The sequence below is a fragment of the Rhodococcus sp. IEGM 1354 genome (genome assembly GCF_030056855.1).
Taxonomy (GTDB): Bacteria; Actinomycetota; Actinomycetes; order Mycobacteriales; family Mycobacteriaceae; genus Rhodococcoides.
Genome location: NZ_JASHKT010000025.1, coordinates 1 through 12052 on the forward strand (window position 1 = coordinate 1; position 12052 = coordinate 12052).

General features: G+C 62.8%; 9 protein-coding genes. 5 read left to right on the top strand and 4 right to left on the bottom strand.

Annotated features, from left to right (window positions below; translation table 11 throughout):
- Positions 1-528: 528 nt before the first annotated feature.
- The 4 genes from QM588_RS25480 to QM588_RS25495 all read right to left on the bottom strand — a co-directional run bounded on the left by QM588_RS25480 (position 529) and on the right by QM588_RS25495 (position 6152).
- On the bottom strand, positions 529-1872 hold the full coding sequence (locus QM588_RS25480; protein ID WP_283317411.1) for an NAD-dependent succinate-semialdehyde dehydrogenase: 1344 nt from the start codon (positions 1870-1872) through the stop codon (positions 529-531).
- A 121-nt stretch (positions 1873-1993) separates the two neighbouring features.
- Positions 1994-4315, bottom strand: a complete 2322-nt coding sequence (locus QM588_RS25485) for a N,N-dimethylformamidase beta subunit family domain-containing protein (protein ID WP_283317413.1) — start codon at positions 4313-4315, stop codon at positions 1994-1996.
- A 12-nt stretch (positions 4316-4327) separates the two neighbouring features.
- A complete protein-coding gene (locus QM588_RS25490; protein ID WP_135048079.1) occupies positions 4328-4693 on the bottom strand; it encodes a hypothetical protein in 366 nt (121 codons plus the stop codon).
- 1 nt (position 4694) lies between these two features.
- Positions 4695-6152 (bottom strand): APC family permease, encoded by a 1458-nt coding sequence (locus QM588_RS25495; RefSeq protein WP_245154500.1) that lies wholly within the window; start codon positions 6150-6152, stop codon positions 4695-4697.
- A gap of 698 nt (positions 6153-6850) precedes the next feature.
- On the opposite strand from QM588_RS25495, the gene otnK reads away from it, so the two are divergent.
- The 5 genes from otnK to QM588_RS25520 all read left to right on the top strand — a co-directional run bounded on the left by otnK (position 6851) and on the right by QM588_RS25520 (position 11789).
- Positions 6851-8107 (top strand): 3-oxo-tetronate kinase, encoded by a 1257-nt coding sequence (gene otnK / locus QM588_RS25500; RefSeq protein WP_283317414.1) that lies wholly within the window; start codon positions 6851-6853, stop codon positions 8105-8107.
- Positions 8104-8712 (top strand): 3-oxo-tetronate 4-phosphate decarboxylase, encoded by a 609-nt coding sequence (otnC, locus tag QM588_RS25505; protein ID WP_283317415.1) that lies wholly within the window; start codon positions 8104-8106, stop codon positions 8710-8712. The genes otnK and otnC overlap by 4 nt, the downstream gene beginning before the upstream one ends.
- Positions 8713-9107: 395 nt before the next feature.
- The gene (locus QM588_RS25510) at positions 9108-10391 is read left to right on the top strand and encodes an aminotransferase family protein (protein ID WP_209205520.1); all 1284 of its coding nucleotides are present in this window, start codon (positions 9108-9110) and stop codon (positions 10389-10391) included.
- Positions 10366-11100, top strand: a complete 735-nt coding sequence (locus tag QM588_RS25515; protein WP_269603688.1) for a GntR family transcriptional regulator — start codon at positions 10366-10368, stop codon at positions 11098-11100. Before QM588_RS25510 ends, QM588_RS25515 begins: the two co-directional genes overlap by 26 nt.
- Positions 11097-11789 carry an aspartate/glutamate racemase family protein gene (locus QM588_RS25520; RefSeq protein ID WP_283317418.1) on the top strand — a complete coding sequence of 231 codons (693 nt, stop codon included), beginning with the start codon at positions 11097-11099 and terminating at the stop codon, positions 11787-11789. The genes QM588_RS25515 and QM588_RS25520 overlap by 4 nt, the downstream gene beginning before the upstream one ends.
- Positions 11790-12052 lie beyond the last annotated feature (263 nt).

The following is a 12052-nucleotide window of genomic DNA, read 5'->3' on the forward strand; positions in this document are numbered from 1 at the left end:
AGTCGATCCTTCTCCGCGGCGGCGTACAGATCTGCCTGAGCGTTCGCCTGCGCCGTGAACTCGGCCGTCGGCGCGTAGGAGGCCACCGCGGTCCCGGAGGTACTGGTCGTCATCTCGAATAGCTCTCTTTCATTCACACGTTTCTTGCCATGCAAGTCTGGTGTCGTAAGGTTTGTACAGGCCAAGCGGCAGATGCAGGGACAAGCCTCAGCGCTGCTAGAGATGCGGCAGGACGAGTTTCCGACGCGCTGGCGGCAAACTCACGGACTCGGCGCGAACGGAACTCAACTCGGGTATTCCACCGGCTTCGGCGATCGCCGGCGTCTCGGTCCTGGCCACCGTTGTTGTCGTGTACCTCGTGTTCCGCAGCCACGGGACACCGCTGGAGAGCAGCATGGTCGACTGGGACAAAAGGTGTGGCGGGCAGACAAAGCACGCGGACTGACAACTTTCCTCAGTCCGCGTGCTGTGTTCTACCGACGGATCAGCCACACACCCAAACGTCGGGGCGCGTGACTGTCCCCGACCTCAGGGTTGACGCAGGGTACGAATCAGCTTCTTGTTCGCGAATTCGTCGATCCCATGACGCCCGAGCTCACGCCCGAAACCCGAACGCTTGACGCCACCGAACGGCAACTCCGCACCTTCACCACCGAAACCGTTGACGTAGACCATTCCCGCCTCGATCTGCTCGCTGACACGCTTGACCTGCTCGGGATCGGTACTGAACAGGTAGGAGCCGAGCCCGAACGGGGTGTCGTTCGCGATCCTGATCGCCTCGTCCTCGTCCCGAACGCGGAAGACCATCGCCACCGGACCGAAGAACTCCTCGTAGAAAACATCACCGCCGGGCTGAACACCGGTGAGCACACCCGGAGGGAACCAGGCACCGTTACGCTCGCCGCTGGTCTCCAACGACGCACCCGAGGCCACCGCCCGGTCGACCTGATCGCTCAAACGCTCTGCAGCCACGAGCGAGGACACCGGAGACGCCGGCCGCGCCAACATCTTCGCGGTGTAACGCGCAACGAAGTCGTCATACAGCTCGTCGAGAACGATCACGCGCTTGCCGGCATTGCAGGACTGACCGGTATTCTCCATCCGCGCCTCGAAGGCTGCATCGACCGCCTCATCCATATCACTCACACCCAGCACGATGAATGGATCCGAACCACCGAGCTCGAGAACGACCTTCTTGAGGTTGCGTCCCGCGATCTCCGCGATCGCGGCACCCGCCCGCTCGGAGCCGGTAACCGACACCCCCTGCACGCGAGGGTCCGCAATAATGCGTTCGACCTGCTCATTGGTGGCGAAGATGTTGTTGTAGGTCCCCGCCGGGAATCCCGCATCGTCGAACAGACTCTGCAAGGCAAGTCCTGATTCCGGGCACTGCGGTGCCGGCTTGAGCAGAATCGTGTTGCCCAGAGCAAGGTTCGGACCGGCGAACCGCGCCACCTGGTAGTACGGGAAATTCCACGGCATGATGCCGAGAAGGATGCCGATGGGCCGTCGTTGAACGATGGCGGTACCCGGCCCACTGAAGACGTCGATCGTCTCGTCAGCGAGGAACGCCGCGGCATTATCGGCGTAGTACCGATAAATCGACACGCACACACCGATCTCACCGAGGGCATCCTCGCGTGACTTCCCCATCTCCCTCTGCGCGATCTCGGCGAGGGTGTCCTGACGGTCTTCGTGAAGTTGAGCGAGGCGTCGCAGCAGCGCCGCCCGCTCCTCGATCGTCGTACGAGCCCACGACTTGTACGCGTCATGCCCAGCGTCCAGCTTCGAATCGATCTCGGCGTCGGTATCGACGGGGAACGACCTCAGCTCCTCACCGGAACCCGGATCGGTGACGGTATAGCTGTTCATTGCTGTCTCCTCAATTTCTGTCATTACTGTGCCCGGCGGGATTCCAGGCCGGTATTGCGGGCCACTGGGTTGGCGACGGCACTTCGCCGTCGCCAACCGATCTGCTGCGCTTGGACTGCGCTCAGTCGACGATCTGATCCAGTGGCTCCTTGGACACGAAGCGCTTCAAGACGTTGCCGGTGATTCTCGCGACGTTGTTGTCGTATCCGTTGTGCGACAGAGCAGCCGTCCAAGCGATCGACCCGACGGAGAAGAATCCGCCGCCACCGTCGAGTGCCCCGAGAACGATGTCGGACCGGACGTAGGGGTGTTCGGTGCCGCCCTGTCCGGGCAAGTTCTCGTAGATTTCTTCGATGACAACCAGGAACGCGTCGGTCAGTGGACCGGAGGTCGCGAGGACGAGTGTACCAGGGGGAGAGCCGAGTGCCGGGTCGTAGCAATCGATTTCGGCCCCGGCCGCTCCACCGCCCATGATGCCGAAGTCACCGATGAGTTCATCGTCACCGATTCCCTCGAACACGAATGCAGCGAGCGGATCACGGCTGTCTTCGAGCCGCTCGTAATGGGTCGAACGGTCGAATCCTTGCGCGGCGAAGCCCACACCGGTCAAACGCTGAGGTGCCTTGCCCTTGTGCCGCCACAGTCCCGCCATCTCCCCAGAAGTGGCGTGCCGTCGCTCGCCGTAGTTCGACTGGTGAGGCCGGGTGCCCCCGGCGGATCGGCGGAGTTCCATCACGTGCGGCTGACCTGGCACGAATGACGCGGTCGCGAAGAACCCGTTGCCGCCCAGGTACATCAGCCGACCCCCACGTGCGGTGAACAGGTCGAGCGCATCCAGTTCTTGGCGCGTGACGTACTCGGGGTGTGCGCCGGTGAGCACCACTTTGTAGTCGGCCAGCAACTCGTAGCCGCCTGCGTTCAGGTCCTCGTCGGTGATGACGTCGAACTCATAGTCGAGCGTGTCCAGCCAGTTCACGATGCACAGGTCTGCGGGCAGTCCCCATACGCCGTTTGCCCCGTACCAGGCCCGGTGCTTGGGCTGGAGTGTGATGATCGGCTTGCGAGCGCTGCTGAACACCACACCGCTGCCGTCGTTGTGGATTTCGTAGCAGGACCGTCCGAATTCGGGATGGTTCTGGAGATCGATGTCATTGTTGTTGAGGATCGGGGTGTGCGACACGATGACCTCGGCGCCGTCGGCCTCGAATGGGGTCCGATCGTTGGCGTAGGCGAGATAAGTAGCGGTCGGAAGAAGCAGTGCCACTTCCTTTTTGCGACTGCCGGGCCCGACGATGAACGGGACGTAGTGCGCTTTGTCGTGCGCCATGAGGCGCGCGGCGTACACCCCGCTGGGGAGGTCATCGGGTACGGCGAAGGTGAACGCGACGGGCCACTCGGCGTCGGCTATGTCGTCGTCGTGGAAGTGGATCGCGTCGAACTCATCGGGTGCGAGGCGGAAGTCCTCCGAGAACCCCGCGTACAACGGCCCGGTTACGGCCCGTATCGGCGCGTTGAAGCACCGACCATGCAGTTGGTTATCCGAGAGATCGACGACGTCCCACAACAAAAGTCCGTCGTCGGAGGATGAACGCCCGAAGTGCCAGCGTGCGAGTAGTCCCCCGCCATTACCGTCCAGGGGATCTGACCCCCGGGTGACGGTGAGCGCGCCGATCTTGCCGTTGAACGGAGAGACGGCCAGCCACCGGGCACCATCGCGGCGAGCGAGCGCCGCGATCCGGAATGAATGAGCACTTCGGACGGGGGTGCATTCGCCCAATGAAGCCGTCGCCTCCTCGACATCGATAGGCATGGCTTGATCGGAGAATTGGTTCATGCAGTTTTCGATGGGTGTCTGTGTCAGCTGGACTTCACCCGCGCCCATTCCGAAGCGCACATCGATTCGGTACCAGTGGTTGGCCTGTAGAACGCTCGCAGTCGAGAGGGTTCGCGGCTGCCCGTCATGGCCCCACAACACGGTGGGCACTCCATCGTCCAGCACCAGCGCGTAACCCGTTGCAGTGTCTTCATCCCATGTGCCACAGATTGTTTGACGCTTGTTGTCCTGACCCATGGAGGTCTGCGTGACGTGGTAGGCACCGATGCTGGCGGCACGCTCGGGCAGTGGCAGCGTCGCGTAGACGTACACGCTGATCGCCACGTCGGTCGGGTCGGCAAGGACCGAGTTGGGATCGTCGATCTCGACGAACGATCCTGGTTGGCAGACATAGTGTTCGCCGGTGTAGCTGCCCGCGAAACTCGCGCCGGCCACATCGTGTTCGATGAATCCGGGACTGGCGGACCCGGTGTAGCCGTGACTCAGCCGGACCAGCGAGGCGTCGTATTGGGTCGGCTCTTCGCTGCTTACGTGAAACGTGAGCGTCTCACCTGGGCGAGCAGAGAGGCGATCGGTGTAGCCGAAGATCGTGGTGGGATCGTGCTTCATGAGTCAACCTAACTATTCAACGGTATCGACGAAGAGGGCCAGACGGCGGCGCAATACGGTGCGCGCGGCCGCTGTGTAGTCGTCGAAGACGTCGTCCTCGACGATCAGGTTTCCGGGTGCACCGATAACGATCTTCCCGATTGCCCACGCATCGTTGCTCGGTGCGAAAAGGACTTCCTTGCCTGTGACGGGCAGGGCGCGCAAATATCGGAGAACCCGCGCCGTGCGATCGGTGTGGGGCCCGAACGGGTTGGCATCCAGTTCGGCGGCAACGACCTCGTCGTATTCGGCGGTGACCCGCTCGAGGGTTCGTCGGGCGTGGATCTGTGCCAGTTCTTCGGTACGGTTGGATGCTTTGCGTTGGATACCGGTGGTCATGTCAGCGCTCCTTCTGGGTGGTGACGGCGGGTGAGGCGTGAGGCTCGCCGGCCACTGCAGTCGGAGCGGCCTCGGGGGCGTCGATCTCCGATTGCACCAACGAACGGCCCGTCTTACGGAAGTACAAGGCGATCGCAACTCCGATGGCCAACCAGATCAGCCCGGAGACCTTGGCGTTGAAGCTGCCGCTCCACAGCGCGTAGATCAGTACGCCTGCGCCGAGGACAGGAGAGATGTAGTGGGCGAACACCTTTCGGCTCTTCATCTTCACCCCGAAGTGCACCAGAACGCTGAAGTGGAGCATGATGTACGCGGTCAGGGCGCCGAAGGTGACCAGGCTGGTGAGCAGCTCCAGGTTCTCGACCCCGAGGACTCCCACGACGAGTGACACCGCCATGATGAAGATCATCGCGTTGGCCGGGACCTGTGTCTTCGGGTGCACCTTCGACAGGAATGCCGGGAGCTGACGGTCGCGGGCCATGCTGAACACCAGTCGCGACGAGATGCCATTGGAAGCAAGGATGTTGGCGAACAACGCAATGAGTGCTGTCGTCAGGGTGAGGACGATCTGGAACCAGTTCGCCATGACCTCGCCAGTGATGTTGTAGAAGGCGTTGTTGGTGTCATCGCCGTCGGCGAACACCGTGCCAGTCGGTACGAAGATCGCTGCGAGATAGACCTGGAGCACGAACAGGGCAGTACAAATCCACAGAATGATCATGGTGGCCCGTGCGACGGTCTTCCCGCCCCCCTTGGCTTCCTCGTTGAGCGTCGAGATGCCGTCGAAGCCGACGAAGCTCAGTGCCGCAAGCGGAATGGCGCCGAAGACGACCGTCCAGCTGAACGACTCGGAGCTGAAGATCGGATCGAAGGAGAAGTGACCCTTACCCTGCGCCACTGCCACCAGCGCCCACACGACGAATACGCCCAGGACGACGAGCTGGATAACGAGGAAGATCTTGTTCATCCTCGCGGTGAACGAGATGCCACGCAGGTTGATGCCGGCGGTGATGACGACGAAGCCGATGACCCAAACCCAGGCGGGCACGCTCGGCACGAGCGACACCATTGCCGAGGCCGCGAGGCAGGACAGCAGTGCCGGCATCAGGAGATAGTCCAGCAGGATTGCCCAGCCGGACAGGAATCCGACGAACTGGTTGATGCCGTATCGCACGTAGGAGTAGACCGAGCCTGCGATCGGGAAGGTCTGCGCCATCTCCCTGTAGCTGATCGCGCTGAACACCATGGCGGTCGCGGCAACGATGTACACCAGGCCGACCGCGCCGGCAGAGAAGTTGTAAACCAAGCCGAACACGGCAATCGGCGCGATCGGCACCATGTAGATAAGGCCGAAGATGATCACGTCGGCCAAACTCATTGCCCGTTTCAATTCCGGGTCATACCCCAACCGGGCGAGTTCGGCGTTGGCATAACTCCCCGTGTTCTCAGTCTCATTCATGAATTGGACCTTCCGTAAGTGACGGGACTCAGCGTGACAGCTAAGTCGCAAACCGGCCGGGCAGGTGAAGCCACAGGCACCTGTTCCGCGGCCGGCGGCAGTGACTGGCGCCACAGAACTAGGGTGAACTCAAGGTAGCCATCAAGTGGACCGCCAACAATCGGTACTTTTACCGATTACCGCCACGATCGAACGAGGCAGGGCGCTCCCGCACCGAATGGATCTGCGCGTCCGATGCCCCGAATGGACCGGCCCTGCGCATTCATCAGTCGCCGCCGTGCACACGACAAAAGGATTCGACCCCGCAGCCACCAGCACTCGTCGGGGCAGCAGGTTCCAGACGTCGACCGAGATACCCGACCTTCGTTCGATCAGGTATTGACGCACCGGAGTGCCGCGCCCTATGGTGATTGTCGGATTGATCGACAATCTGCTCGTATTCGCTCCTCGGACAATCTAGCCCGATTGGGAAGTCACGCATTCGCCGCGGCTGAAGACCAGCCAGGGCGGCTCGAACACGTATGCGTCGTTGCGCAGCAACGATGTTGACGCCTTGTCGGACCGAGGTTCGACAGAGGTTGCGAGAACAACTTCTCGAACACCGAGCGTCCCGCGCCGGACGGTCGAACGATCTGACAGCACGAGCCTCATCGTGCTGGCCGCACGCATGACCCCCGTCGTGCCGAAAGGAAGACCGTATGACACACATTGCCGTCATCGCCGACGACTACACGGGGGGTACCGACGCCGCAGCAGCACTGCGCCGCAGTGGACTTCGCGTCGTCATGCTCTTCGGCGTCCCGGCCCCGGGCAGCACGCTGCAGGAGTGCGACGCGGTGGTGGTCGGAATCAAATTCCGTAGCATCGCCAGCGCGGAAGCGTGCGAGTACGTCGAGCGAACGGTTGCCTGGCTCCGTGAGAACGGCGTCACGCGGTACTTCTACAAGTACTGTTCGACCTTCGACTCCACACCGGCGGGCAACATCGGTCCGGTATGTGACCTCCTGTCGACTCTCACTGGCGCTCGATACACGATCGTCTGTCCAGCCACGCCACTACACCTGCGCACCACATACTTGGGGCACCTGTTCGTCGGCGACAAGTTGCTCAGCGATTCGCCCATGCGAACTCACCCGCTGACACCGATGACGGACTCCAACCTGGCGCGATGGCTGTCGCTGCAGACCGAATCCCTGGTGGGGTCGCTGCCGCTCGATGTGGTGCGGGCTGGCCACGAGGCGGTGACCGAACGTGTGAACGGACTTGTCGGCCAGGGCATTCGGCACATAGTGACAGATGCCATCGACAATTCTGATCTCGACTCCATCGCCGCCGGGCACGATGAGGCCTTGCTGACCGGCGGTGCCGGCCTGGTAGAGGCAGTGGGACTGAACCTGCGCGCGTCTCTACCTGCAGCCGAGCAACCAACGAGCGGCCCAGGTACGCCCGACGCCTCGAGTGGGACTCTGATTCTCGCCGGAAGCTGCTCGGAAGCAACCCTGGAACAGGTGCGGCGGGCGGAACTCTCCATGCCGGCCTTGCGACTCGATCCAGGCGACATCTCCGACGCCGACGCTCTCGTAGACACCGCCGTCGCATGGAACGAGGCGCAGACTACCACCCGCCCGCGGTTGATATACACCTCCGCTGATGCCGAGGAGAGGCGTCGAAGTGCTACGGCCATGGGGCCTGATACCCCGCAGATCCTCGAGCAGGTGCTCGCCCGGATCGCATCCAGGGCGGTCGAGGCGGGCACGCGCCGCATCATCGTCGCGGGTGGCGAAACGTCAGGAGCCGTGGTTGCCGAACTCGGCGTACAGCAAGTCCTCGTCGGCGACGAGGCTGCACCCGGGGTCCCCTGGTGTACGACGGTGTCCAGCGATCCGATTTCACTCCTGCTCAAGTCCGGCAACTTCGGTGGTCCCGACTTCATCACGGAAACCGCGTCCGCATGACGGGCACCATGGCAACCGAACGGGCCGCGATCGTCCGTCATGGAGCATCGCTGTTCGACCGCCGGCTGACAGCGGGTCGGACCGGCAACATCAGCGTGCGAGTGGGTGATCGCATCCTCATCACGCCGACCGGAACCTCGTTGGGCAGCCTGATACCTGACGAACTCGCACTCCTCGATCTGAACGGAGAGCACCTGGACGGCTCCAAACCCTCCAAGGAATGGCCGATCCACGTCGAGACCTATCGTGCCCGCCCCGATTCGCATGCGGTCGTGCACCTGCACAGCTCACACGCAGCAGCAGTGTCCTGCCTGGCCGGGCTCGACGTCGCGGACTGCCTGCCTCCGTTGACCGCGTATCACGTCATGAGGGTGGGACGGGTACCTCTCGTCCCGTACATGCCTCCGGGTGATCCAGCCCTCGGCGAGGAGGTAGGACGTGCCATGAGCGCAGCGCACTCGGTGCTGCTGGCCAACCACGGCTCGGTACTGGCCGGCAAGACGCTGGCCGAGGCCGTGGATGCGGCCGAGGAACTCGAGGAAACAGCGCGGATCTTGTTGTTGGTGGGCGACCGACCCGTGTCGATGGTCAACTACAACCCCTGAACGAGCAGCATTGTTGGACAATTGACAGTCGGCCAAGCGTCTGGCAGAATCCATCGAGTGGGTGGCCTCAACCCTCGACATCTCTTGTAGCGAAGAGGATTTCCTTCACAAAAGCGATCGGTGGTCCCAGAACACGGTCAACGAGTGAGGGTTCGGTGAGGAGGAGGTTCGGTGGCCATGGCCGCCCAGATCGAGCACTGATTCCGAAGACGCAATTGCTCAGCATTCGGCTTCCACTCGTCGACAATCGCTCGTAAACGACGCTGCTGATCCCGCTCGAGCATCGGCACGTCGGACCGAATGCCACAGCTGTCCAGCGCTCGGGCCACCGCCGAACTGGTCCGGCCCCAATTCAACTGACAAACAACTCATTCCGATGAAATAGGAGAACGATCGTGACCGAGACCAGCTACTGGCACCCCTTCGCGCAGATGAGCGCGATCAAGAACGACACCGTGACGATCGTGCGCGGCGAAGGCCGCACGGTGTGGGACGCCGAGGGCAACAGCTACCTCGACTCTCTTGCCGGCCTGTGGTACTGCAACGTCGGACTGGGTCGTACCGATATCGCGGACGTCGCCCGTCAGCAGATGATCGATCTCGCGGCGTTCCAAACCTTCGACGTATTCACAACTCCGAACACCGAGCTGTTCGCCTCTCGAATTGCCGACTACCTTCCCTTCCCCAACGGCAAGATCTTCTTCACCGCCGGCGGTGGCTCCGAGGCAATCGACACCGCGGCCAAGTTGGTCCGCCTGTACTGGTCGGCCGTCGAACAACCCGGCAAGAAAATGATCATCAGCCGCACCCGTGCCTACCACGGCATGAACGCCTACGGCACATCGCTCGCCGGCCTACCCGCCAACCTCCACGGTCTCGGAACGATGGTCGAGTCTGTGGCGCAGGTACCGTGGAACGACGCCGAAGCCCTTCGGACCAAGATCGCCGAGCTGGGTGCTGAGAACGTAGCGGCATTCTTCTGCGAGCCGATCGTCGGCGCAGGCGGCGTACTCCACCCACCGGCGGGTTACCTCCCCGAGATCGAGAAGATCTGCCGCGAGAACAATGTGCTGCTGGTCATCGACGAGGTGGTCTCCGCATTCGGCCGCGGTGGCGACTGGTTCTCCTCCGGACGCTACGGAATTCAGCCCGACATGATCACCATGGCCAAGGGTTTGACGTCCGGTTACGCTCCGCTCGGTGCGGTCGCGATCGCGCCGCGCGTATCGGACGTGTTCTGGAAGGACGGCTCGACCGCCGTGTTCCGGCACGGTTACACGTATTCCGGGCACGCGATGGCCACCGCGGTCGGCAACGCCAACCTGGACATCCTCGAAAAGGAAAGTCTCGTCGACCGAGTGGCGGAGTACGAATCTGTGATGGCATCGCACCTGGCCCCGCTTGCCGATCACCCGCTGGTCGACGAGGTGCGCGCCGGCGTGGGATTGCTCGGAGCCGTCAACATCGATCCGAGGGTCAAGGAGGCGAATCCCACCGTGCTGGCCAAACTCACGCGCGAAGCTCGCAAGCGCGGTGTGATCACCCGTAACCTCGGAGACGTCGCATTGCAGGTGTCGCCGGCATTCACCATCACCGACGAGGAATTGGCGAAGGTCGCCGGCACCATCCACGAAAGCCTGGAGGTAGTTTCGCGTGAGTCCGACTTCGTTAGGCCCTGATGAGGTCCAAGCCGACCCCGAAGACTCGCGTGCGCGGCCGCGCGGACTAGCGCGGCCCAAGACGCTTACCCATGCGGTCATCGATCACATTGCCGAAGCTGTGATCCGCGGCGTGTATCCGCCGGGCTCACAGCTGCCCGAGGTCACCCTCGCCGCGGAGCTCAACACCGCCCGGGGCACGGTGCGCGAAGCGTTGCGTGCCCTGCGGGATCGGGGTTTGGTGGAGATCCATCCGCACCGCGGTGCCTTCGTCCAGAGCATCGGCGAGAAGCGGGTCCGCGAAGTGTTCAATCTCCGCGCACTGCTGGAATGCTATGCGCTGCGTACTGCGATGACACGGGGTTACGTCGACGAGGCGGCCCTGGGAACCATTCGAGCCGCCTTCGCCGAGCTCGAGGATGCCTACCGTCGCCATGACTTGTTCGCGGTCGTCGATGCCGACATCCAACTGCATTACGTGATCGCATCCACCTGTCGGGAAGACCTACTGCTGGACCATTTGAAGTCGATTCAGATGGAGACTCGGCGGGTCATCGTCCTGACGAAAGTGCTCGATTCCGATGCGAAGGCCGAGCCCGACTCCCACCGCCCGGTCATCGAAGCTATCGAGGCCGACGATGTCGAACTCGCCGTGTCGCGGCTCGACGACCACATCTGCCAGTCCCGCGAACAGCTGCTGGCCCGCCTCCGAGAAAGAGATCCGTCATGACCCGTCGCGTTGTACTACTTCACACCGTCAGCGGACTCCTCCCCGTGTTCGGTGAGCTCGGCAAGGGACTCCCCGCCGATGTCAAGGTGTCCAACATCGTCGACGAGTCATTGCTGGCCGACGCACTCGCCCAAGGTGCCCTGACAGCGTCGATCTCGCGCCGCGTGGTCGACCACGTCATCTCGGCGGTCGACAGTGGCGCAGTGGCCGTGATGGCCACCTGCTCGTCCATCGGACCCGCCGTCGAACTGGCCGCACAGCTCGTCGATGTCCCCGTATTGCGAGTGGACGTGCCAATGGTCGATGCTGCGATCGAATCCGCTCAGGTTGCCGCCGGCACGGAGCGCGCGCCCCGGATCGCTGTGCTGGCCACTGCCAAGTCCACTCTCTCGCCCACGGTCGACTTGGTCCGCCGCCGAGCCCAGGATGCATCGGTGGAACCTGAACTCGAAGTCCGACTTCTCTCAGAGGCATTCGCCGCCAATGCTTCTGGAGACACAGCGCGCCACGACGCGATCATCGCCGAGGCGTTACGTGATCTCGCTGAGTCGGTCGATTCCATCGTGCTTGCCCAGGCATCCATGGCACGTGTCGCTGCCATTGTCTCCAATGAGGGTCTGACCACACCGACCTTCTCGAGTCCCGGTCTCGCCATGGGCAGACTGGCAAGCGTCCTCGAACACGCGTAACGCTCGCTCCTTCTCGGGCACACGCTTGCTACCAACTCACTGGTCGTAGCGCGCTACGGGAGACTCTTCACGCGGATATCTATCGTGACCGGCGAATGATCGGCCCCCTGGTCACACCCGACCCCTTGCCCCTCGTTTCGACGACGCGCAAGGGGCGGGCACACGATTCCCGGGCGAACGCCATCGGCTGAAGTCGGCCCCGAGCGGCCCGGTCTCGGTCGTGAGGGCAGTGCCGAAGGGCTCGAGGAGTACCAGAACGTGCG